The organism is Streptomyces sp. NBC_00659 (genome assembly GCF_036226925.1).
Classification (GTDB): domain Bacteria; phylum Actinomycetota; class Actinomycetes; order Streptomycetales; family Streptomycetaceae; genus Streptomyces.
The window spans coordinates 2,041,988-2,064,250 of the sequence record NZ_CP109031.1 but is presented as its reverse complement, the minus strand read 5'-3'; the positions used below and the strand labels follow the sequence as shown (position 1 = coordinate 2,064,250).

Annotated in this window: 20 protein-coding genes; 18 read left to right on the top strand and 2 right to left on the bottom strand. The window is 71.0% G+C overall.

What is annotated here, in order from left to right:
* The first annotated feature begins 43 nt into the window (after nucleotides 1-43).
* From OG410_RS08810 to nusB, 3 genes are read left to right on the top strand one after another with little or no spacing between them, the layout of a single operon-like run.
* The gene (locus tag OG410_RS08810) at nucleotides 44-1,150 is read left to right on the top strand and encodes an aminopeptidase P family protein (RefSeq protein WP_329298602.1); all 1,107 of its coding nucleotides are present in this window, start codon (nucleotides 44-46) and stop codon (nucleotides 1,148-1,150) included.
* A gap of 60 nt (nucleotides 1,151-1,210) precedes the next feature.
* Nucleotides 1,211-1,777: an elongation factor P gene (gene efp, locus OG410_RS08805; RefSeq protein WP_081223344.1), complete on the top strand. Its 567-nt coding sequence runs from the start codon at nucleotides 1,211-1,213 to the stop codon at nucleotides 1,775-1,777.
* Between the two features lie 2 nt (nucleotides 1,778-1,779).
* Nucleotides 1,780-2,214, top strand: coding sequence for a transcription antitermination factor NusB (gene nusB / locus OG410_RS08800; RefSeq protein ID WP_329298601.1), 435 nt, complete (start codon nucleotides 1,780-1,782; stop codon nucleotides 2,212-2,214).
* Between the two features lie 202 nt (nucleotides 2,215-2,416).
* Here nusB and bldD read toward each other — a convergent pair whose 3' ends face one another.
* Nucleotides 2,417-2,917, bottom strand: a complete 501-nt coding sequence (gene bldD / locus OG410_RS08795) for a transcriptional regulator BldD (protein WP_037621142.1) — start codon at nucleotides 2,915-2,917, stop codon at nucleotides 2,417-2,419.
* A gap of 244 nt (nucleotides 2,918-3,161) precedes the next feature.
* On the opposite strand from bldD, the gene pyrR reads away from it, so the two are divergent.
* The 14 genes from pyrR to OG410_RS08725 all read left to right on the top strand — a co-directional run bounded on the left by pyrR (nucleotide 3,162) and on the right by OG410_RS08725 (nucleotide 19,926).
* Nucleotides 3,162-3,752: a bifunctional pyr operon transcriptional regulator/uracil phosphoribosyltransferase PyrR gene (pyrR, locus tag OG410_RS08790; RefSeq protein WP_326788929.1), complete on the top strand. Its 591-nt coding sequence runs from the start codon at nucleotides 3,162-3,164 to the stop codon at nucleotides 3,750-3,752.
* 82 nt (nucleotides 3,753-3,834) lie between these two features.
* Nucleotides 3,835-4,812 carry an aspartate carbamoyltransferase catalytic subunit gene (locus tag OG410_RS08785; protein ID WP_329298600.1) on the top strand — a complete coding sequence of 326 codons (978 nt, stop codon included), beginning with the start codon at nucleotides 3,835-3,837 and terminating at the stop codon, nucleotides 4,810-4,812.
* A 4-nt stretch (nucleotides 4,813-4,816) separates the two neighbouring features.
* Entirely contained in the window at nucleotides 4,817-6,103 is a 1,287-nt protein-coding gene (locus OG410_RS08780) for a dihydroorotase (protein ID WP_329298599.1), read from the top strand.
* Nucleotides 6,100-6,666, top strand: coding sequence for a PH-like domain-containing protein (locus OG410_RS08775; RefSeq protein WP_329298598.1), 567 nt, complete (start codon nucleotides 6,100-6,102; stop codon nucleotides 6,664-6,666). The genes OG410_RS08780 and OG410_RS08775 overlap by 4 nt, the downstream gene beginning before the upstream one ends.
* Nucleotides 6,663-7,835 (top strand): glutamine-hydrolyzing carbamoyl-phosphate synthase small subunit, encoded by a 1,173-nt coding sequence (gene carA, locus OG410_RS08770; protein ID WP_329298597.1) that lies wholly within the window; start codon nucleotides 6,663-6,665, stop codon nucleotides 7,833-7,835. The genes OG410_RS08775 and carA overlap by 4 nt, the downstream gene beginning before the upstream one ends.
* On the top strand, nucleotides 7,828-11,136 hold the full coding sequence (carB, locus tag OG410_RS08765) for a carbamoyl-phosphate synthase large subunit (protein ID WP_329298596.1): 3,309 nt from the start codon (nucleotides 7,828-7,830) through the stop codon (nucleotides 11,134-11,136). The genes carA and carB overlap by 8 nt, the downstream gene beginning before the upstream one ends.
* Nucleotides 11,137-11,235: 99 nt before the next feature.
* Entirely contained in the window at nucleotides 11,236-12,342 is a 1,107-nt protein-coding gene (locus OG410_RS08760) for a quinone-dependent dihydroorotate dehydrogenase (protein ID WP_329304061.1), read from the top strand.
* Nucleotides 12,339-13,181, top strand: coding sequence for an orotidine-5'-phosphate decarboxylase (gene pyrF, locus OG410_RS08755; RefSeq protein WP_329298595.1), 843 nt, complete (start codon nucleotides 12,339-12,341; stop codon nucleotides 13,179-13,181). Before OG410_RS08760 ends, pyrF begins: the two co-directional genes overlap by 4 nt.
* Nucleotides 13,182-13,490: 309 nt before the next feature.
* Nucleotides 13,491-13,814, top strand: coding sequence for an integration host factor (locus OG410_RS08750; protein WP_016638838.1), 324 nt, complete (start codon nucleotides 13,491-13,493; stop codon nucleotides 13,812-13,814).
* Nucleotides 13,815-13,851: 37 nt separating this feature from the next.
* The gene (gene gmk, locus OG410_RS08745) at nucleotides 13,852-14,445 is read left to right on the top strand and encodes a guanylate kinase (RefSeq protein WP_329298594.1); all 594 of its coding nucleotides are present in this window, start codon (nucleotides 13,852-13,854) and stop codon (nucleotides 14,443-14,445) included.
* A 37-nt stretch (nucleotides 14,446-14,482) separates the two neighbouring features.
* The gene (gene rpoZ / locus OG410_RS08740; RefSeq protein WP_003982715.1) at nucleotides 14,483-14,755 is read left to right on the top strand and encodes a DNA-directed RNA polymerase subunit omega; all 273 of its coding nucleotides are present in this window, start codon (nucleotides 14,483-14,485) and stop codon (nucleotides 14,753-14,755) included.
* Between the two features lie 91 nt (nucleotides 14,756-14,846).
* Nucleotides 14,847-16,049 (top strand): bifunctional phosphopantothenoylcysteine decarboxylase/phosphopantothenate--cysteine ligase CoaBC, encoded by a 1,203-nt coding sequence (gene coaBC, locus OG410_RS08735; protein ID WP_329298593.1) that lies wholly within the window; start codon nucleotides 14,847-14,849, stop codon nucleotides 16,047-16,049.
* A 239-nt stretch (nucleotides 16,050-16,288) separates the two neighbouring features.
* Nucleotides 16,289-17,497: a methionine adenosyltransferase gene (metK, locus tag OG410_RS08730; RefSeq protein WP_328454579.1), complete on the top strand. Its 1,209-nt coding sequence runs from the start codon at nucleotides 16,289-16,291 to the stop codon at nucleotides 17,495-17,497.
* A gap of 272 nt (nucleotides 17,498-17,769) precedes the next feature.
* Complete coding sequence (locus OG410_RS08725; RefSeq protein WP_329298592.1) at nucleotides 17,770-19,926, top strand: primosomal protein N'; 2,157 nt, start codon at nucleotides 17,770-17,772, stop codon at nucleotides 19,924-19,926.
* A 269-nt stretch (nucleotides 19,927-20,195) separates the two neighbouring features.
* Here the strand turns inward: OG410_RS08725 and OG410_RS08720 are convergent, their stop codons facing one another.
* Nucleotides 20,196-20,738: a hypothetical protein gene (locus OG410_RS08720; protein ID WP_329298591.1), complete on the bottom strand. Its 543-nt coding sequence runs from the start codon at nucleotides 20,736-20,738 to the stop codon at nucleotides 20,196-20,198.
* 573 nt (nucleotides 20,739-21,311) lie between these two features.
* Here OG410_RS08720 and fmt point away from each other — a divergent pair.
* Nucleotides 21,312-22,244: a methionyl-tRNA formyltransferase gene (fmt, locus tag OG410_RS08715; protein WP_329298590.1), complete on the top strand. Its 933-nt coding sequence runs from the start codon at nucleotides 21,312-21,314 to the stop codon at nucleotides 22,242-22,244.
* Nucleotides 22,245-22,263: the final 19 nt, after the last annotated feature.

The following is a 22,263-nucleotide window of genomic DNA, read 5'->3' as shown; positions in this document are numbered from 1 at the left end:
CTCTGAACCGGCGACATCCGGCCACCGCTCGTAGGCTCGGGTCATGCCAGAGGTGTACGCGACCCGCAGAGAGCGGCTCCGGGAGCGTTGTACGGCGGGCGGCAGCGCGACAGCGCTCGTCACCCGTCCCGCCAACGTGAGGTATCTCGCCGGCGCCGCGCCGCCCGGCGCGGTGCTGCTGCTCGGCAGCGACGAGGACATGCTGCTGTGCGCCGGCCCGCCGTCCGGCGAAGCCATGGAAGGGCGCCCCGACGAGGCGCTGGACGTCAGGGTGCTGCCGCGTGCCGGAGGTGATCCGGCCGTCGCCGCCGCAGGACTGGCGGCCGATCAGGGCGCCGATTCCCTCGCGGTCGAGGAACACCACCTGACCGTGACCCGGCACCGCGCCCTCGGCTCGGTCGCGCCGCGCTTGCGCCTGGACGACCTGGGCGGCGCGGTGGAGCAGCTGCGCGTGATCAAGGACGAGGAGGAGATCTCCGCGCTGCGGATCGGCGCCGAGATCGCCGACCAGGCGCTCGGCGAACTCCTCGAATCCATTCTCGTCGGCCGCACGGAACGCCATCTCGCCCTGGAACTGGAGCGCCGGCTCGTCGACCACGGCGCCGACGGACCGGCCTTCGCGACCTCGGTCGGCACCGGCCCGAACTCGGGACGCCGCGGCCACCGGCCCAGTGACCGGCGTGTCGAGGAGGGCGACTTCCTCTCCGTCTGTCTCGGTGCGACCTACCGCGGCTACCGCTGTGAGATCGGTCGTACGTTCGTGATCGGCACCTCGCCGGCCGGCTGGCAGATCGAGCTGTACGACCTCGTCTTCGCCGCCCAGCGCGCCGGCCGGGAGGCGCTGGCACCCGGCGCCGCCTACCGGGACGTGGACCGCGCGGCCCGTCAGGTACTGGACGCCGGAGGCCATACCGAAGGCCTTCCGCCCCTGACGGGACACGGGGTCGGGCTCGAAATCGACGAGGACCCGCAGCTTGCCCCCGCGGCCATGGGTAAACTGGACGCTTGCGTGCCGGTCACCGTCGAACCGGGGGTCCACCTTCCGGGCCGGGGCGGTGTCAGGATCGATGACACGCTCGTCGTACGCCCTGAGGCGGACGGCGGACCCGAGCTACTCACCATCACGACCAAGGAGCTGCTCGCGCTCTAGCTCTCGCAGCTGTGCGCGTGCGCCGGGGTCGTCCACGTCAGTCCAGGAGATTCCGCAACCGTGGCTTCCACGAACGACCTCAAGAACGGCCTGGTGCTCAAGCTCGACGGAGGCCAGCTCTGGTCCGTCGTCGAGTTCCAGCACGTCAAGCCCGGCAAGGGCCCGGCCTTCGTGCGCACCAAGCTGAAGAACGTGCTTTCCGGCAAGGTCGTCGACAAGACGTTCAACGCCGGCGTCAAGGTCGAGACGGCCACGATCGACAAGCGCGACATGCAGTTCTCGTACATGGACGGCGAGTACTTCGTCTTCATGGACATGGACACGTACGACCAGCTCATGGTCGACCGCAAGTCCGTCGGCGATGCCGCCAACTTCCTGATCGAGGGCTTCACGGCCACCGTCGCCCAGCACGAGGGCGAGGTGCTCTTCGTCGAGCTGCCCGCCGCCGTCGAGCTGGTCATCCAGGAGACCGAGCCGGGTGTCCAGGGCGACCGTTCCACCGGTGGCACCAAGCCCGCCACCCTGGAGACCGGTCACCAGATCCAGGTCCCCCTCTTCATCACCACCGGTGAGAAGATCAAGGTCGACACCCGCAGCAGTGACTACCTCGGCCGGGTGAACAGCTAACCGTGGCTGCCCGCAACACGGCCCGCAAGCGCGCCTTCCAGATCCTCTTCGAGGGCGACCAGCGCGGTGTGGACGTACTGACGGTCCTCGCGGACTGGATCCGGCACTCCCGGTCTGACACCCGGCAGCCGCCGGTCAGCGAATACACGATGGAGCTGGTCGAGGGCTACGCCACCAAGACGCGGCGGATCGACGACCTGCTCGCGCAGTACGCCGTCGGCTGGACGCTGGACAGGATGCCGGTCGTCGACCGCAACATCCTGCGCCTCGGTGCCTACGAGCTGATCTGGGTCGACGAGACCCCGGACGCCGTGGTGCTCGACGAGGCGGTCCAGCTGGCGAAGGAGTTCTCCACGGACGAGTCGCCCTCGTTCGTGAACGGCCTGCTGGGCCGGCTGAAGGACCTGAAGCCGTCGCTCCGCCGCGACGAGGACTGACCGGCAGCAGCAACCGCCGTAGCCGTACGGCCCCAAGGGGGCGTACGGAACGCCGGAGGGCCCGCAGCGATCACGCTGCGGGCCCTCCGGCGTTCGTGTACCCCGACGACTCCTCAGGCCCGCAGACGGCCGCCGGGGTGGCCGGAACCATCAGGTTCCGGCCACCCCGGCGGCACGTTTCTGCTGAGCTGTCCTAAGGGATTCAGCCCTCGTCGTGGGCGACCGCGCGGCGCGCGTCCGCGTCCAGGACGCCCCAGCTGATCAGCTGCTCGGTCAGGACCGAGGGGGACTGGTCGTAGATCACGGCGAGGGTGCGCAGGTCGTCCTGGCGGATCGACAGCACCTTGCCGTTGTAGTCGCCGCGCTGCGACTGGATCGTCGCCGCGTAGCGCTGGAGCGGGCCCGCCTTCTCGGCCGGCACGTGCGCGAGCCGCTCGAGGTCGAGAACCAGCTTCGGCGGCGGCTCGGCGGCCCCGCCCGGAGTGGTCCCGGGCAGCAGCTCCTGGACCGGAACCCCGTAGAAGTCCGCCAGCTCGGCGAGACGCTGTACGGTGACGGCGCGGTCGCCGCGCTCGTACGAACCGACCACGACCGCCTTCCAGCGGCCCTGCGACTTCTCCTCCACGCCATGGAGGGAAAGGCCCTGCTGGGTGCGGATGGCGCGGAGCTTGGCCCCGAGTTGTTTGGCGTATTCGCTGGACATATAGCTCCCCGGACGCTGTATCAACGTGCGGCTCCGCCGCGCGGCTGGTGACTCACTGTGAGGTTACGCAGCGTTACTCTCCCCCGTCAAGCCGAAGGATTTTCGACCGGTCCCGCACCGGGGTCACCGGGGGTGGCTCAAAGGGGGGTGATCAGGTCCGTTGCCGGGCTGGTACCGTTGATGGCGCAAATCCGACGTCCTTTAATGATCCGTCCCGTGAGGCGGAGAAGGAGGTCCGTTTCTTATGGACACCGAGCACGACAAGCAGCAGTACGAAGCCGATGCGCGGCCCGTTCTGGAGGCGCCCGACATCGCGCGGGTGCTGACCCGCATCGCCCACGAGATCGTCGAACGCGCCAAGGGCGCCGACGACGTGGTGCTCCTCGGCATTCCGACCCGGGGTGTGTTTCTGGCCCGCAGGCTGGCCGACAAGCTCGAGGAGATCACCGACCGCAAGATCCCGGTCGGCTCCCTCGACATCACCATGTACCGCGATGACCTGCGCATGCACCCGCCCCGTGCGCTGGCCCGCACCGAGATCCCCGGTGACGGCATCGACGGCCGCCTCGTCGTCCTCGTCGACGACGTGCTCTTCTCCGGCCGCACCATCCGCGCCGCGCTCGACGCGCTGAACGACATCGGCCGGCCGCGCGCCGTGCAGCTCGCGGTCCTCGTCGACCGGGGCCACCGCGAACTGCCCATCCGCGCCGACTACGTCGGCAAGAACCTCCCCACGTCGTTGCGGGAGACGGTCAAGGTCCAGCTCGCCGAGGAGGACGGTCGCGACACCGTGCTGCTCGGTGCCAAGCGGACCTCCCCGGGCGAGCGCCAGTAGCACTCCGGCCCGTGCCGCGACGTGCGCTCCCGCGCGCCCGCATGTCCGAATCCTCCCTGAACTTCCCTACGGAGCCTGACAGATGCAGCGTCATCTCATCTCGGCCGCCGACCTCACCCGCGACGACGCCGTCCTGATCCTCGACACCGCCGAGGAGATGGCCCGGGTCGCCGACCGGCCGATCAAGAAACTGCCGACCCTGCGCGGCCGCACGATCGTCAACCTCTTCTTCGAGGACTCGACCCGCACCCGGATCTCCTTCGAGGCCGCCGAGAAGCGCCTCTCCGCGGACGTCATCAACTTCACCGCCAAGGGGTCGAGCGTCTCCAAGGGCGAGTCCCTCAAGGACACCGCCCAGACCCTGGAGGCGATGGGTGTCGACGCCGTCGTCATCCGGCACGGCGCCTCCGGCGCCCCGTACCGCCTGGCCACCTCGGACTGGATCGACGCCGTCGTCATCAACGCGGGCGACGGCACCCACCAGCACCCCACGCAGGCCCTGCTCGACGCCTTCACCATGCGCCGCCGGCTCGTCGGCCGGGACGCCGGGATCGGCCAGGACCTGGCCGGCAAGCGCATCACGATCGTCGGCGACGTCCTGCACAGCCGCGTCGCCCGCTCCAACGTCGACCTGCTGCACACCCTCGGGGCCGAGGTCACCCTCGTCGCGCCGCCCACCCTGGTGCCGGTCGGCGTGGAGAGCTGGCCCTGCGAGATCTCGTACGACCTCGACAGCACCCTCTCCAAGTCCGACGCCGTGATGATGCTGCGCGTGCAGCGCGAGCGGATGAACGCGGCGTTCTTCCCCACCGAGCGCGAGTACTCGCGTCGCTACGGGCTCGACGGCGACCGCATGGCGAAAATGCCGGAGCACGCCATCGTGATGCACCCCGGTCCGATGGTCCGCGGCATGGAGATCACCGCGGAGGTCGCCGACTCCGAGCGCTGCACCGTCGTCGAGCAGGTCGCCAACGGTGTCTCCATCCGCATGGCCGTCCTGTACCTGCTCCTGGGCGGCAACGAACCCGCCGTCACCCACACCCGTACCGAGGAGAAGTAAGAACATGAGCAAGATCCTTATCCGTGGTGCGAGGGTGCTCGGCGGCGAGCCGCAGGACGTCCTGATCGACGGCGAGGTCATCGAGGCCGTCGGCGCCGGGCTGTCCGCCGAGGGCGCGGAGGTCGTCGAGGCCGACGGCAAGGTGCTGCTGCCGGGCCTGGTCGACCTGCACACCCATCTGCGCGAGCCCGGCCGCGAGGACTCCGAGACCGTGCTGACCGGCACCCGTGCCGCGGCGAGCGGCGGCTTCACGGCCGTGTTCGCCATGGCCAACACCTTCCCGGTCGCCGACACCGCCGGTGTGGTCGAGCAGGTCTACCGGCTCGGCCGGGAGCACGGTTATTGCGATGTGCAGCCCATCGGCGCAGTCACCGTCGGCCTGGAGGGCAAGAAGCTCGCCGAGCTGGGCGCGATGCACGAGTCCGCCGCCGGTGTCACGGTCTTCTCCGACGACGGCAAGTGCGTCGACGACGCGGTGATCATGCGCCGCGCGCTGGAGTACGTGAAGGCCTTCGGCGGTGTCGTCGCCCAGCACGCCCAGGAGCCCCGCCTCACCGAGGGCGCCCAGATGAACGAGGGCGTCGTCTCCGCCGAGCTCGGTCTCGGCGGCTGGCCCGCGGTGGCCGAGGAGTCGATCATCGCCCGGGACGTCCTGCTCGCCGAGCACGTCGGCTCCCGCGTCCACATCTGCCACCTGTCGACCGCCGGTTCCGTCGAGATCGTCCGCTGGGCCAAGTCCCGCGGCATCGACGTCACCGCCGAGGTCACCCCGCACCACCTGCTCCTCACCGACGAACTGGTGCGGTCGTACAACCCGGTCTACAAGGTCAACCCGCCGCTGCGCACCGAGCGGGACGTCATGGCGCTGCGTGAGGCCCTCGCCGACGGCACGATCGACATCGTCGCCACCGACCACGCGCCGCACCCGCACGAGGACAAGGACTGCGAGTGGGCCGCCGCCGCCATGGGCATGGTCGGCCTGGAGACCGCGCTGTCCGTCGTCCAGCAGACGATGGTCGAGACGGGACTGCTCGACTGGGCCGGCGTCGCCGACCGCATGTCCGTGAAGCCCGCCGCGATCGGCCGGGCCACCGGCCACGGACGTCCCGTCTCGGCAGGTGAGCCCGCCAACCTCACGCTCGTCGACACCGCATACCGTGGGGCGGTGGACCCCGCTGGCTTCGCCTCGCGCAGCCGCAACACCCCCTACGAGGGCCGTGAGCTGCCGGGCCGGGTCACCCACACCTGGCTGCGGGGCAAGGCCACCCTCGTCGACGGGAAGCTCGCGTGACACCTCTCCTCTCCATCGCCGCCGCACAGAAGTCCGCGGAAGTGACCGACTGGTCCGCCCGGATCGGCTGGCTCGTCGGCCTCGCGCTCTTCGTCGCGCTCGTCTACTGGCTGATGCGCGAGGGCTGGAAGTGGCGCGGCACCCTCCAGGGCGACCTGCCCGAGCTTCCCGACGCGCCGGAAGACCCCGGTCCGGCGAGACTGAGCATGAGCGGCCGCTACCACGGCTCCACCACCGCCGGGCAGTGGCTCGACCGCATCGTGGCGCACGGCCTGGGCACCCGCAGCCGGGCCGAGCTCACCCTGACGGACGCGGGACTGGACGTCGTACGCCCCGGAGCCGGCGATTTCTTCATCCCGGTCTCGCAGCTGCGCGAGGCCCGGCTCGACAAGGGCATCGCGGGCAAGGTCCTCACCGAGGGCGGACTCCTCGTCGTCACCTGGGCGCACGGCGACAGGCTCCTCGACTCCGGATTCCGTTCGGACCGCGCGGCCGAGCACAACGAATGGGCCGACACCCTGAACGACATGATCAACAAGACGGAAACGGAAGGCGCACGATGACGACCTCCACTCAGGGGAACGCCTCACAGAAGGAAAAGGCGCTTCCCGCCGTACTCGTCCTGGAGGACGGCCGGGTCTTCCGCGGCCGTTCCTACGGGGCCGTGGGGGAGACCTTCGGCGAAGCGGTGTTCTCCACCGGCATGACCGGCTACCAGGAGACCCTCACCGACCCGTCGTACCACCGCCAGGTCGTCGTGATGACCGCCCCGCACGTCGGCAACACCGGCGTCAACGACGAGGACCCCGAGTCGCAGCGGATCTGGGTCGCCGGATACGTCGTCCGCGACCCCGCGCGCGTGCCCTCCAACTGGCGCTCCCGGCGCTCCCTGGACGAGGAACTGCGCAACCAGGGCGTCGTCGGCATCAGCGGCATCGACACCCGCGCCCTCACCCGCCACCTGCGGGAGCGCGGCGCCATGCGCGTCGGCATCTTCTCCGGCAACGCGCTGCCCGACGCGGGCACCATGCTCGCCGAGGTGCGCCAGGCGCCCGAGATGAAGGGCGCGAACCTCGCCGCCGAGGTCGCCACCAAGGAGACGTACGTCGTCCCCGCGATCGGCACGAAGAAGTTCACCGTCGCCGCCGTCGACCTGGGCATCAAGGGCATGACCCCGCACCGGATGGCCGAACGCGGCATCGAGGTGCACGTGCTGCCCGCGACGGCCACCGCCGAGGACATCTACGCCGTGAACCCGGACGGCGTCTTCTTCTCCAACGGCCCCGGTGACCCGGCGACCGCCGACGGTCCCGTCGCCGTCATGCAGGAAGTCCTCGCCCGCAAGACCCCGCTCTTCGGCATCTGCTTCGGCAACCAGATCCTCGGCCGGGCCCTCGGCTTCGGCACGTACAAGCTGAAGTACGGCCACCGCGGCATCAACCAGCCCGTGCAGGACCGTACGACCGGCAAGGTCGAGGTGACCGCGCACAACCACGGCTTCGCCGTCGACGCCCCGCTCGACAAGGTCTCCGAGACCCCCTACGGCCGCGCCGAGGTCTCCCACGTCTGCCTCAACGACAACGTGGTGGAGGGCCTCCACCTGCTCGACCAGCCGGCCTTCAGCGTCCAGTACCACCCCGAAGCGGCAGCCGGCCCGCACGACGCCGCCTACCTGTTCGACCGCTTCACGTCTTTGATGGAAACAGCTCTGATGGAGGGCCAGCGTGCCTAAGCGCACCGATATCCAGTCCGTCCTGGTCATCGGCTCCGGCCCGATCGTCATCGGCCAGGCCGCCGAGTTCGACTACTCCGGCACCCAGGCGTGCCGCGTCCTGCGCGCCGAGGGCCTGCGGGTCATCCTCGTCAACTCCAACCCGGCGACGATCATGACCGACCCGGAGATCGCCGACGCCACCTACGTCGAGCCGATCACCCCCGAGTTCGTCGAGAAGATCATCGCCAAGGAGCGCCCCGACGTCCTGCTGCCGACCCTCGGCGGCCAGACGGCCCTCAACACCGCGATCTCCATGCACGAGCAGGGTGTGCTGGAGAAGTACGGCGTCGAGCTCATCGGCGCCAACATCGAGGCGATCAACAAGGGCGAGGACCGCGACCTCTTCAAGGGCGTCGTCGAGGCCGTGCGCGAGAAGATCGGCCACGGCGAGTCCGCCCGGTCCGTCATCTGCCACACCATGGACGACGTGATCGGGGGCGTCGACACGCTCGGCGGCTACCCCGTCGTCGTCCGCCCCTCCTTCACCATGGGCGGCGCCGGCTCCGGCTTCGCGCACGACGAGGAGGAGCTGCGCCGCATCGCCGGCCAGGGCCTCACGCTCTCCCCGACCACCGAGGTGCTCCTGGAGGAGTCCATCCTCGGCTGGAAGGAGTACGAGCTGGAGCTGATGCGCGACAGGAACGACAACGTCGTGGTCGTCTGCTCCATCGAGAACTTCGACCCGATGGGCGTCCACACCGGCGACTCCATCACCGTCGCCCCGTCCATGACGCTGACCGACCGCGAGTACCAGCGGCTGCGCGACATCGGCATCGCGATCATCCGCGAGGTCGGCGTCGACACCGGCGGCTGCAACATCCAGTTCGCCGTCAACCCCGACGACGGCCGCATCATCGTCATCGAGATGAACCCGCGCGTCTCGCGGTCCTCAGCGCTCGCCTCCAAGGCGACCGGCTTCCCCATCGCCAAGATCGCGGCCAAGCTCGCCGTCGGCTACACGCTCGACGAGATCCCGAACGACATCACCGAGAAGACCCCGGCGTCCTTCGAGCCGACCCTCGACTACGTCGTCGTGAAGGCCCCGCGCTTCGCCTTCGAGAAGTTCCCCTCCGCCGACTCCACCCTCACGACCACCATGAAGTCGGTCGGCGAGGCCATGGCGATCGGCCGCAACTTCACCGAGGCGCTGCAGAAGGCGCTGCGCTCGCTGGAGAAGAAGGGCAGCCAGTTCACCTTCGTCGGCGAGCCCGGCGACAAGGCCGAGCTGCTGCGCGAGGCCGTCCGGCCCACCGACGGCCGCATCAACACCGTCATGCAGGCCATCCGCGCGGGCGCCACGCAGGAGGAGGTCTTCGAGTCCACGAAGATCGACCCGTGGTTCGTCGACCAGCTGTTCCTGATCAAGGAGATCGCGGACGAGCTGGCCGCCGCCGACAAGCTCTACCCCGAGCTGCTCGCCGAGGCCAAGCGGCACGGCTTCTCCGACACGCAGATCGCCGAGATCCGCGGGCTGCGCGAGGACGTCGTCCGCGAGGTGCGGCACGCGCTGGGCGTGCGCCCGGTCTACAAGACGGTCGACACCTGCGCCGCCGAGTTCGCCGCGAACACGCCGTACTTCTACTCCTCCTACGACGAGGAGACCGAGGTCGCGCCCCGCGAGAAGCCCGCGGTGATCATCCTGGGCTCCGGCCCGAACCGCATCGGCCAGGGCATCGAGTTCGACTACTCCTGCGTCCACGCCTCCTTCGCGCTCAGCGACGCGGGCTACGAGACCGTGATGGTCAACTGCAACCCCGAGACCGTCTCCACGGACTACGACACCTCCGACCGCCTGTACTTCGAGCCGCTCACGCTGGAAGACGTGCTGGAGATCGTGCACGCGGAGTCCCTGGCCGGTCCGGTCGCCGGTGTGATCGTGCAGCTCGGCGGCCAGACGCCGCTCGGCCTCGCGCAGGCGCTGAAGGACAACGGCGTGCCGATCGTGGGCACCCCGCCCGAGGCGATCCACGCCGCCGAGGACCGCGGCGCCTTCGGACGCGTCCTCGCGGAGGCGGGTCTGCCGGCTCCCAAGCACGGCACCGCCACCACCTTCACCGAGGCCAAGGCCATCGCCGACGAGATCGGCTACCCCGTCCTGGTGCGCCCCTCGTACGTCCTCGGCGGACGCGGCATGGAGATCGTCTACGACGAGACCCGGCTGGCCTCCTACATCGCCGAGTCCACCGAGATCAGCCCCTCCCGGCCGGTCCTGGTCGACCGGTTCCTCGACGACGCGATCGAGATCGACGTCGACGCGCTGTACGACGGCGAGGAGCTCTACCTCGGCGGCGTCATGGAGCACATCGAGGAGGCCGGCATCCACTCCGGCGACTCGGCGTGCGCGCTGCCGCCGATCACCCTCGGCGGGTTCGACATCAAGCGGCTGCGCGCCTCGACCGAGGCCATCGCCAAGGGCGTCGGCGTCCGCGGCCTGATCAACATCCAGTTCGCGATGGCCGGCGACATCCTCTACGTCCTCGAAGCCAACCCGCGTGCCTCGCGCACCGTCCCCTTCACCTCGAAGGCGACCGCGGTGCCGCTCGCGAAGGCCGCCGCCCGCATCTCGCTGGGCGCGACCGTCGCCGAGCTGCGCGCCGAGGGCCTGCTCCCGGCGAACGGCGACGGCGGAACGCTGCCGCTCGACGCGCCGATCTCCGTCAAGGAGGCCGTCATGCCGTGGTCGCGCTTCCGCGACATCCACGGCCGCGGCGTCGACACGGTGCTCGGCCCGGAGATGCGCTCCACCGGCGAGGTCATGGGCATCGACTCGGTGTTCGGCACCGCGTACGCCAAGTCGCAGGCCGGCGCCTACGGCCCGCTGCCCACCAAGGGCCGCGCCTTCATCTCGGTCGCCAACCGCGACAAGCGCTCGATGATCTTCCCGGCGCGGGAACTCGTCGCCCACGGCTTCGAGCTGATGGCCACCTCCGGCACGGCCGAGGTGCTCAAGCGCAACGGCATCAACGCCACGGTCGTGCGCAAGCAGAGCGAGGGCGAGGGCCCGAACGGCGAGAAGACCATCGTCCAGCTCATCCACGACGGCGAGGTCGACCTCATCGTCAACACGCCGTACGGCACCGGCGGCCGTCTCGACGGCTACGAGATCCGCACGGCGGCCGTGGCCCGCTCGGTCCCGTGCCTGACGACGGTGCAGGCGCTCGCCGCCGCCGTCCAGGGCATCGACGCGCTCAACCACGGCGACGTGGGCGTGCGCTCGCTCCAGGAACACGCCGAGCATCTGACCGCGGCGCGCGACTAGCAGCCCTGAGGGGGACACCGGAAACGGTGTCCCCCTCTTCATGAGGCCCCCTGCCCCTTCAAGAGGCGCCCTTCACCGGGCACTTTCGAGGACATGATCATGTACAAGCTGTTCTTCAACCTCGTCTTCAAGCGGATGGACCCGGAGCAGGCCCACCATCTCGCCTTCCGCTGGATCCGGCTCGTCGCCCGCGTCCCCGTCCTGCGCACCTTCGTCGCCGCCGCGCTCGCGCCCCGCTACAAGGAGCTGCGCACCGAGGCGCTCGGCCTGCGTATGCACGGGCCCTTCGGCCTCGCGGCGGGCTTCGACAAGAACGCCGTGGCCATCGACGGGATGTCGATGCTCGGCTTCGACCACATCGAGATCGGCACGGTCACCGGGGAGCCGCAGCCGGGCAACCCCAAAAAACGGCTGTTCCGCCTCGTGCCGGACCGCGGGCTGATCAACCGCATGGGATTCAACAACGAGGGCTCCGCGGCCGTCTCCGAGCGCCTGGCGGCCCGTACGCCCGTGTTCAGGACCGTCGTGGGCGTCAACATCGGCAAGACCAAGACCGTCCCCGAGGCGGAAGCCGTCGGCGACTACGTGAAGTCCGCCGAACGCCTCGCCCGGCACGCCGACTACCTCGTCGTGAACGTGTCCTCCCCGAACACCCCGGGACTGCGCAACCTCCAGGCCACCGAGGCGCTGCGGCCGCTGCTCAGCGCCGTGCGCGAGGCCGCCGACCGTGCCGTCACCGACCGGCGCGTCCCGCTCCTCGTCAAGATCGCGCCCGATCTCGCCGACGAGGACATCGACGCGGTCGCCGACCTCGCCGTCGAGCTCGGCCTGGACGGGATCATCGCCACGAACACGACCATCGCCCGAGAGGGACTCGGACTGACGTCCGACCCCTCCCTGGTCGAGGAGACCGGCGGCCTCTCCGGCGCGCCGCTCAAGGCGCGCTCCCTGGAGGTGCTGCGCCGCCTCTACGCGCGCGTGGGCGACCGGATCACCCTGGTGGGTGTCGGCGGTATCGAGAGCGCCGAGGACGCCTGGCAGCGCATCCTGGCCGGCGCCACCCTGGTCCAGGGCTACAGCGCCTTCATCTACGAGGGCCCCTTCTGGGGCCGCGCCATCCACAAGGGTCTCGCCGCCCGTCTGCGGACGAGCCCGTACGCCACCCTCGCCGACGCGGTCGGCGCCGACGTGAGGAAGTCCGTATGAGCCTGGAACCCTTCGGCGCGCGCCTTCGCCGCGCCATGGACGAGCGCGGTCCCCTGTGCGTGGGCATCGACCCGCACGCGTCCCTGCTCGCCGACTGGGGGCTCGGCGACGACATCGCGGGCCTGGAGCGCTTCAGCCGTACGGTCGTCGAGGCGCTCGCCGAGCGGGTCGCCGTCCTCAAGCCGCAGAGCGCGTTCTTCGAGCGGTTCGGCTCGCGCGGGATCGCCGTTCTGGAGAAGTCGGTCGAACAGGCGCGGGAGGCCGGCGCGCTGGTCGTGATGGACGCCAAGCGCGGCGACATCGGCTCGACCATGGCCGCGTACGCCGAGACCTTCCTGCGCAAGGACGCGCCGCTCTTCTCGGACGCGCTGACCGTGTCGCCGTACCTCGGCTACGGCTCGCTGAAGCCCGCGGTGGAGCTGGCGCGCGAGAGCGGGGCCGGGCTCTTCGTCCTCGCGCTCACCTCCAACCCGGAGGGCGGCGAGGTGCAGCACGCGGTCCGGGCGGACGGACGCAGCGTCGGGGCGACGATGCTCGGGCACCTGGCCGCCGAGAACGCGGACGAGAGCCCGCTCGGCTCCTTCGGAGCGGTCGTCGGCGCCACCCTGGGCGATCTCTCCTCCTACGACCTGGACATCAACGGCCCGCTCCTCGCGCCCGGCATCGGCGCCCAGGGGGCGACGGCGGCCGATCTGGCGGGTGTCTTCGGGTCCGCCGTGCGCAACGTCGTCCCGAACGTGAGCCGGGGTGTTCTGCGTCACGGTCCCGACGTCATGGCCCTGCGTGAGTCGGCCGAGGGGTTCGCGGAGGAGATCAGGGCGGCCGTGGCGGCCGCCTGAGACCTCCGACAACCGTTCGAGAGTCCTCCGACGAGTGCCTTGCGGGCTCCCCGAGTCTGAATACATTCTCAAATCCGGGGAGTTATGTCGTAAATGTCGGGCTCCAGGGAGGCTGACCAGGACTTTTCCTCTGTTCTCGCTGACTCCGGCGCACTTGCCCGCTAGTCTCCGTCGAGTGGGAGCACCTCCCGCGCTGTCAAGGCGGCGGGGGAGAACGGGCGAGCGTGTTGCCCGTGGCTCCCAGGTGTGGGGCGACTAGGTTCCTCACCGGTCCGTATCCGACAGTTCGACATCCGAGGTGACGTAGGCGTGGCTCTTCCGCCCCTTACCCCTGAACAGCGCGCAGCCGCGCTCGAAAAGGCCGCCGCGGCTCGCCGGGAGCGGGCCGAGGTCAAGAATCGACTCAAGCACTCCGGCGCCTCTCTTCACGAGGTCATCAAGCAGGGTCAGGAGAACGACGTCATCGGCAAGATGAAGGTCTCCGCTCTCCTGGAGTCCCTGCCGGGCGTGGGCAAGGTCCGCGCCAAGCAGATCATGGAGCGACTCGGGATCTCCGAGAGCCGCCGCGTGCGCGGTCTCGGCTCGAACCAGATCGCCTCTTTGGAGCGCGAGTTCGGCGGTTCCGGCGCCTGAGTCCTGGACACACCAGGATTGCTGGAATAATCGCTGTATGGCTGCAACACCCCGGGGGACAACCCCCGTACCCCCGGACGTACGTCCGCGGCTGACCGTGCTCTCCGGCCCCTCAGGGGTCGGCAAGAGCACGGTCGTCGCTCATATGCGCAAGGCGCACCCCGAGGTCTGGCTCTCGGTGTCGGCGACGACCCGCAAGCCCCGCCCCGGCGAGAAGCATGGAGTCCACTACTTCTTCGTCACCGACGACGAGATGGACAAGCTGATCGCCAACGGCGAGCTCCTGGAGTGGGCCGAATTCGCCGGCAACCGCTACGGCACTCCGCGTGCCGCGGTCCTGGAGCACCTGGAGTCGGGTGTACCGGTCCTCCTGGAGATCGACCTCCAGGGAGCCCGGCAGGTCCGCGAGTCCATGCGGGAAGCGCTGCTCGTGTTCCTGGCCCCGCCCTCCTGGGAGGAGCTGGTGCGCAGGCTCACCGGGCGCGGCACCGAACCGCCCGAGGTGATCGAGCGCCGACTGGACGCGGCCAAGATCGAACTGGCCGCCGAGCCGGAGTTCGACGTCACCCTTGTCAACACCTCCGTCGAGGACGTGGCGCGTGAGCTGCTAGCCTTGGTGGCAGTTGTTTGATCTTTCAGGTCAATTTCCACCTTTCGGAAGGCAGAGCGTGTCCTCTTCCATCACTGCTCCCGAGGGCATCATCAACCCTCCGATCGACGAGCTTCTCGAGGCCACCGACTCGAAGTACAGCCTGGTGATCTACGCGGCCAAGCGTGCCCGCCAGATCAACGCGTACTACTCGCAGCTCGGCGAGGGCCTCCTCGAGTACGTCGGTCCGCTCGTCGACACCCACGTCCACGAGAAGCCGCTGTCGATCGCCCTGCGCGAGATCAACGCGGGACTGCTGACCTCCGAGGCCGTCGAGGGCCCCGCTCAGTAGTCGTTCACTTGCTCATCCCAGGCCCGGCGGCGCGACTGTCGGGCCTGTGGTGTGTCATGGAGTCGTAGATTTCCGAGCCCGGGGAGAAACGGTGGACAAGCCGAAGGTCGTTCTGGGGGTCAGCGGTGGCATCGCCGCGTACAAGGCCTGTGAGCTGCTGCGACGACTGACGGAGTCGGGACACGACGTACGCGTCGTGCCCACCGCCTCCGCGCTGAACTTCGTCGGCGCCGCCACCTGGTCCGCCCTCTCGGGCCACCCCGTGTCCACCGAGGTCTGGTCGGACGTCCACGAGGTCCCGCACGTCCGCATCGGACAGCACGCCGACCTCGTGGTGGTCGCCCCCGCGACGGCCGACATGCTCGCCAAGGCCGCCCACGGGCTGGCCGACGACCTCCTGACCAACACGCTGCTCACCGCCCGCTCTCCGGTCGTCTTCGCGCCCGCCATGCACACCGAGATGTGGGAGCACCCGGCGACGCAGGAGAACGTGGCGACGCTGCGGCGGCGCGGCGCCGTCGTCATCGAGCCCGCCGTGGGGCGTCTGACCGGCGTCGACACCGGCAAGGGGCGGCTGTCCGACCCGGGAGAGATCTTCGAGGTCTGCCGCCGTGTCCTCGCCCGCGGGGTCACCGAGCCGGATCTCGCCGGACGGCACGTCGTCGTCAGCGCCGGCGGCACCCGCGAGCCCCTCGACCCGGTCCGCTTCCTCGGCAACCGCTCCTCCGGCAAGCAGGGGTACGCGCTCGCCCGCACCGCCGCCGCGCGCGGCGCCAGGGTCACCCTGATCGCCGCGAACACGGGGCTCGCGGACCCGGCCGGGGTCGACGTGGTCCAGGTCGGCACCGCCGTGCAGATGCGGGAAGCCGTGCTGAAGGCGGCCCCGGACGCCGACGCGGTGGTGATGGCGGCCGCGGTGGCCGACTTCCGCCCCCAGGTGTACGCGGCCGGGAAGATCAAGAAGAAGGACGGCAAGGAACCGGAGCCGATCGTTCTGGTCCGTAATCCGGACATCCTCGCGGAGATCTCCGCGGACCGCGCGCGCCCCGGCCAGGTCGTGGTGGGATTCGCCGCCGAGACCGACGACGTCCTGTCCAACGGACGGACCAAACTGGAGCGCAAGGGCTGCGATCTCCTGGTGGTGAACGAGGTGGGGGAGCGCAAGACCTTCGGTTCCGAGGAGAACGAGGCGGTGGTGCTCGGAGCCGACGGAAGTGAGACCGCGGTGCCCCACGGACCCAAGGAAGCGCTGGCCGAGACGGTGTGGGACCTGGTGGCACGCCGACTCGTGTGAAAAGCTCATCCATCACACCCGTCACCACAAAGCCCGCAAAATCGGGCGTGGCGACCCTGGCGGAGAGCCCCGACGATGGCGCAGAATGCCCGTGCCGCAGGTCACAGGCCTTCCGAGAGGCGAGACAGGGGTCCCGCGGCCGAGTGCGACCGATAAACTGTTCTCGGACGACGCCGGGCGCAGCCCCCGACCCGTCCACCCATGATCAGCCAGCAGCCGCTGCAACCACAGGGAGCGTTGTGTCCCGTCGCCTGTTCACCTCGGAGTCCGTGACCGAGGGTCACCCCGACAAGATCGCTGACCAGATCAGCGACACCATTCTCGATGCCCTTCTGCGCGAGGACCCGACATCCCGGGTCGCCGTGGAGACGCTCATCACCACCGGCCTGGTGCACGTGGCCGGAGAGGTCACGACCAAGGCGTACGCGCCGATCGCCCAGCTCGTCCGCGACAAGATCCTGGAGATCGGTTACGACTCCTCGAAGAAGGGCTTCGACGGAGCGTCCTGTGGCGTGTCGGTGTCGATCGGGTCCCAGTCCCCGGACATCGCGCAGGGTGTCGACACGGCGTACGAGTCCCGTGTCGAGGGCGACGAGGACGAGCTGGACAGGCAGGGCGCCGGCGACCAGGGCCTGATGTTCGGGTACGCGACGGACGAGACCCCGAACCTGATGCCGCTCCCGATCCACCTCGCGCACCGGCTCGCGCGCCGGCTGTCCGACGTCCGCAAGAACGGGACCATCCCGTACCTGCGTCCCGACGGCAAGACCCAGGTCACCATCGAGTACGACGGCGACAAGGCGGTCCGCCTGGACACCGTCGTCGTGTCCTCGCAGCACGCCTCGGACATCGACCTGGACTCCCTGCTCGCTCCCGACATCCGCGAGTTCGTGGTGGAGCCGGAGCTGAAGGCCCTCCTCGACGACGGCATCAAGCTGGAGACCGAGGGCTACCGCCTGCTGGTGAACCCGACCGGCCGCTTCGAGATCGGCGGCCCGATGGGCGACGCCGGCCTCACCGGCCGCAAGATCATCATCGACACGTACGGCGGCATGGCCCGCCACGGCGGCGGCGCCTTCTCCGGCAAGGACCCGTCCAAGGTCGACCGCTCGGCCGCCTACGCGATGCGCTGGGTCGCGAAGAACGTCGTGGCCGCGGGCCTCGCCTCGCGCTGCGAGGTCCAGGTCGCCTACGCGATCGGCAAGGCCGAGCCGGTCGGTCTGTTCGTCGAGACCTTCGGCACCGCCAAGGTCGACGCGGAGAAGATCGAGACCGCCATCACGGACGTCTTCGACCTCCGTCCGGCGGCCATCATCCGCGACCTCGACCTGCTCCGCCCGATCTACTCCCAGACCGCCGCCTACGGCCACTTCGGCCGTGAGCTGCCCGACTTCACGTGGGAGCGGACGGACCGGGTGGACGCGCTGCGCAAGGCCGCGGGCCTGTAGTCCGCGAACGCTTCGCCACAGCCGTGAGGCCCGGTACCCCGAGGGGTGCCGGGCCTCACGGCTGCGCGGAAAAACGGTGGCCGGTCCGGGCCTGGGTTCGTACGCTGATGATCTCCCGGTGCGATGGCCGCGGTTACTTCGGTGGAGTACGCCCACGGCGTGCGGTGAATCTGGATCACGTTCCGCTGCCGCCCTGATCTCGGGAGAACCGGCGTCGCTGGCCCGATCTCGGGCGGGCGGCGCTGTCAGTGCGGTCTGGTAGGAATACTGCTGTGAGCAGCGCGAACGGGCGATCCGAGGACAGCGCGGGCGGCGCGGACGGCGCACCGCCCGAGCAGCTTGCGCTGATCCGGGAGGCCGTGCGGCAGGTCAAGGCACCGAAGGCGAAGCCGCGGACCTGGCGGGGTGCCCCGCTGGCGAAGGAACTGCCCGTCGCGCGGGTGCTCGTCGACAAGGGCGTACTGCACCTCGACCGGTACTTCGACTACGCCGTGCCCGAGGACCTCGACGCCGCCGCGCAGCCGGGCGTGCGGGTGCGGGTCCGCTTCGGCGCGGGCGGGCGCACGGTGCGCGAGGGACGGCGCGAGGGCGGCGGTCTCATCGACGGGTATCTCGTCGAGCGGGTCGCCGAGTCCGACTACTCCGGGCCGCTGGCCGCCCTCGCCCAGGTCGTCTCGCCCGAACCCGTCCTCGGACCCGAACTGCTGGGGCTGGCCCGCGCCGTCGCCGACCGGTACGCGGGTTCGCTGGCCGACGTTCTGCAGCTGGCCGTGCCGCCCCGGCACGCCCGTGCCGAGGCGCGGGAGTCGCCGGAGCCCCCGCCGCCGCCCGCCGCACCCGACCCCGGGACCTGGCGGCGCTACGGGCGAGGTGCCGACTTCCTCGCCTCGCTGGCCTCAGGCGGCGCCCCGCGCGCGGTGTGGACCGCGCTGCCCGGTCCCGAGTGGGCCGAGGAGATCGCCCGCGCGGTGCAGGCGACGCTCGCCTCCGGGCGCGGCGCGCTCGTCGTCGTCCCGGCGGGCCGGCCCGCCGCCCGCGTCGACACGGCCCTCAAGTCCCTGCTGGGCGAGGGGCATCACGCCGTGCTGACCGCCGACGCGGGACCGGAGCGGCGCTACCGCGACTGGCTCGCCGTACGGCGCGGGTCCGTCCGGGCCGTGGTCGGTACCCGGGCCGCCATGTTCGCGCCGGTGCGGGATCTGGGCCTGGTCGTCGTCTGGGACGACGGCGACGACGGACACAGCGACGACAACGCTCCCTTCCCGCATGTCAGGGAAGTCCTGGAGCTGCGCGCCTCACGTGACAAGTGCGGCTTCCTGTTGGGGAGCTGGACGTGCACGGTGGAGGCGGCACAACTGGTCGAGAGTGGCTGGGCGCTGCCGCTGGCCGCCGACCGGGACCAGGTACGTGCCGCCGCGCCGCTGGTGCGGACCGTCTCGGACGGCGATCTCGCCCGCGACGAGGCCGCACGGGCCGCCCGGCTGCCGACGCTCGCCTGGCAGACCGTCAGGGAAGGGCTGAAGCACGGGCCCGTGCTGGTCCAGGTGCCCCGGCGGGGATATGTGCCCCGGATGGCCTGTGCGCGGTGCCGGGAGCCCGCGCGGTGCCGGCACTGCGCGGGGCCGTTGGAGGCGCAGGACGCCCAGGCGCTGCGCTGCGGGTGGTGCGGGCGGGACGAGACCGCCTGGCACTGCCAGGAGTGCGGCGGGTTCCGGCTGCGGGCGCAGGTCGTCGGTGCCCGGCGGACCGCCGAGGAGCTGGGGCGGGCGTTCCCGGCCGTGCCGGTGCGCACGTCCGGGCGGGAGCAGGTGCTGGACACGGTGTCCGCGGCACCCGCCCTGGTGGTCAGCACGCCGGGGGCCGAACCGGTCGCCGAGGGCGGGTACGCGGCGGCCCTGCTGCTCGACGGCTGGGCCATGCTCGGACGGCCCGATCTGCGGGCCGGCGAGGACGCGTTGCGCCGGTGGACGGCGGCCGCCGCGCTGGTCCGTCCGCAGGGAGAGGGCGGCACGGTCGCGGTCGTGGCCGAACCGACCCTGCGGCCCGTGCAGGCGCTCGTGCGATGGGATCCGGTCGGGCACGCGGTGCGTGAACTCGCCGAGCGGGCCGAGCTGGGATTTCCGCCCGTCTCCCGGATGGCGGCGGTGTCCGGGGCGCCGGAGGCGCTCGCCGGGTTTCTCGCGGCTGCCGAACTGCCGGGCGACGCCGAGGTGTTGGGGCCCGTGCCGCTGTCGGCCGGTGAGGCGGGGCGGCCCAGGCGGCCCGGTGGACCGCCTCCCGGGGAGCCCGGGGAACGGGTGCTCATCCGGGTGCCCCCGGGCAGTGGCGCCGCTCTGGCGGCGGCGCTGAAGAGCGCGCAGGCGGCGCGCATGGCCCGCGGGGGCGTTGACCCCGTACGCATCCGGATCGATCCGCCCGACATCGGGTGAGGCAGCCGGGTGGGATCGGATGAGACCGGGTGAGATCCGGTGGGGTCGCGCCGAGCACGGGTCGCGGACCGTGTGCCGCACGGGTGCCCGCCGTGGACCGGGGGGTGGCCGGGTGGCCCGATGCCAGGGGGCATGCCTCCGCGCATCGGCAGGGGGTGCAGGCCGGGCCGGGGGATGGAGCGGGAAGGCGGACTCGGGCACGGGCGTGCGCAGGGGACTGCCCCCCGGGGTCTGGCGCCGGGAGGCAGTTGTCGTCTCGGGGAGTCGGGTCAGCCGTTGCGCGGGCCCGGGAAGGCCGTGGACCTGACCTCGTCGCGGAGCGTCGGGCTGCCGGCCGTCGGCTGGGTCGGCATGGAACGGGCGGCGGGGACGGTCGGCACCGACGGCAGAGCGGCGTCGACGGCGACCGTACGCGTGTCGGCGGCCTCCGTGGCGCGCTCCGCCTCGGCGGCGGCCTGGGCGGCGGCTCGGCGGGCACCGTAACGCCGGTGCACCGCCTGCTTGGTGACCCCGAGGGCCGATCCCACCGCGTCCCACGAGAAGCCGAGGGAGCGGTCGAAGTCCACGGCGGCGGTGACCAGGGTCTCGACGCTGTCCCGCAGTTCCTGGGCGAGACGGACGGTCGGCGCGGGGGCGCGTCCGTAGACGACGAAGCCCGTGGAGGGGCCGGCGCGGCGTGGGCGGTAGACGTTGCCCAACTGGGCGGTGAGCGTGCGCAGTGCGTCCACCTGCCGACGGACCCGCTCGATGTCCCGCACCAGCAAGTGCAGGCTGGCCCGAGCCTGGGCGTCGTGGGTTGCATGGTCGGCCATGAACAAGCCTCTCGAACCGTCGTTGAAAGGGATCGGGCCGCTGGTCTGCGGTCCGCTGTGGTCAACTCTTTCTTGACCAACGCGTGGACGGGTGAGTGGTCACGGGTGCAAGGGCGCAAGAGCATATGAACGGGGCGCGTCCCGCGCTGTACGCCCCCTGTCGTGCGATCGACGCGCCCCGTGCGCCTACGGGCGGCCCCCTCCGCCTGTGCCGACGGCCGGTCCGCACCACCCGGGCCTGTGCGCGGACGGCGCGGACAGCGCGTACCGCCGGAGCCCGGCTTCGGCGGGCCGACGCGCATCCGCCCGGCCAAGTTCCTCCCACGTACGCCGCCCACAGCCCGTCACCGTGCGCCGCCCACAGCCCGTCACCGAACGCCGCCCACAGCCCGTTCCCGTGCCCCGTCCGCGCGGCCGTACCGCCCGTGCGGGCCCGGGGACATGGCCCTGCGGAGAACGCCCGGGCTCTCGGGTCCCGCGCGGCATAGACTGGTGCGCTGCCCCGTGCATGGCCCGAACCGGTACGCGCGCGGGGGATGGAAGTGCTCCCGCCCGAGAGGCCAACCACCACCCATGAAGCTCGTCTTCGCAGGCACCCCCGAGGTCGCCGTTCCCGCCCTGGACGCCCTGATCGCCTCTGGGCGGCACGAGGTGGCCGCCGTCGTGACCCGGCCGGACGCGCCGGCCGGACGGGGGCGACGGCTCGTCGCGAGTCCGGTCGCCGAGCGGGCGGAGCATGCCGGGATCGAGGTGCTCAAGCCCGCGAAGCCCCGGGACGAGGAATTCCTGGCCCGGCTGCGGGAGATCGGCCCGGACTGCTGTCCCGTCGTCGCGTACGGGGCGCTGCTGCCCCGGGTCGCCCTCGACATCCCCGCCCAGGGCTGGGTCAACCTGCACTTCTCGCTGCTGCCCGCCTGGCGCGGCGCGGCTCCCGTGCAGCACGCGATCATGGCCGGGGACGAGATCACCGGCGCCTCCACCTTCCTGATCGAGGAGGGCCTCGACTCGGGGCCGGTGTACGGGACCGTCACCGAGGAGATCCGGCCCACCGACACCAGCGGGGACCTGCTCACACGGCTCGCCTTCGCCGGGTCGGGACTGCTCGCCGCGACGATGGACGGGATCGAGGACGGCACGCTCAAGGCCGTGCCGCAGCCCGCCGACGGCATCAGCTCCGCGCCGAAGATCACCGTGGAGAGCGCTCACGTCGACTGGGCCGCCCCGGCGCTGCGCGTCGACCGCGTGGTGCGCGGGTGCACGCCCGCACCCGGCTCCTGGACCGTCTTCCGCGACGAGCGCCTCAAGCTCATCCAGGTCGCGATGGTGCCCGACCGCACGGATCTCGCCCCGGGCGAGCTGTCGGTCGCCAAGAACAATGTGTACGTGGGCACCGGTTCCTTCGCCGTGGAGCTGCTCTGGGTGCAGGCCCAGGGCAAGAAGCCCATGCGCGCGGCCGACTGGGCCCGCGGGGTGCGGATTCCGTCCGGGGAGCGGCTCGGAGTCTGACGCCGGACCTGCGGCGTAC

What these genes read in the sequence shown, in the direction of transcription:
- carA (WP_329298597.1), top strand. Translation starts at nt 6,663, where the DNA reads ATGACGACCTCCACTCAGGGGAACGCCTCACAGAAGGAAAAGGCGCTT.
- bldD (WP_037621142.1), bottom strand. Translation starts at nt 2,917, where the DNA reads ATGTCCAGCGAATACGCCAAACAACTCGGGGCCAAGCTCCGCGCCATC.
- OG410_RS08810 (WP_329298602.1), top strand. Translation starts at nt 44, where the DNA reads ATGCCAGAGGTGTACGCGACCCGCAGAGAGCGGCTCCGGGAGCGTTGT.
- gmk (WP_329298594.1), top strand. Translation starts at nt 13,852, where the DNA reads ATGGCTGCAACACCCCGGGGGACAACCCCCGTACCCCCGGACGTACGT.
- OG410_RS08760 (WP_329304061.1), top strand. Translation starts at nt 11,236, where the DNA reads ATGTACAAGCTGTTCTTCAACCTCGTCTTCAAGCGGATGGACCCGGAG.
- OG410_RS08720 (WP_329298591.1), bottom strand. Translation starts at nt 20,738, where the DNA reads ATGGCCGACCATGCAACCCACGACGCCCAGGCTCGGGCCAGCCTGCAC.
- OG410_RS08780 (WP_329298599.1), top strand. Translation starts at nt 4,817, where the DNA reads ATGAGCAAGATCCTTATCCGTGGTGCGAGGGTGCTCGGCGGCGAGCCG.
- fmt (WP_329298590.1), top strand. Translation starts at nt 21,312, where the DNA reads ATGAAGCTCGTCTTCGCAGGCACCCCCGAGGTCGCCGTTCCCGCCCTG.
- pyrR (WP_326788929.1), top strand. Translation starts at nt 3,162, where the DNA reads ATGGACACCGAGCACGACAAGCAGCAGTACGAAGCCGATGCGCGGCCC.
- pyrF (WP_329298595.1), top strand. Translation starts at nt 12,339, where the DNA reads ATGAGCCTGGAACCCTTCGGCGCGCGCCTTCGCCGCGCCATGGACGAG.
- OG410_RS08785 (WP_329298600.1), top strand. Translation starts at nt 3,835, where the DNA reads ATGCAGCGTCATCTCATCTCGGCCGCCGACCTCACCCGCGACGACGCC.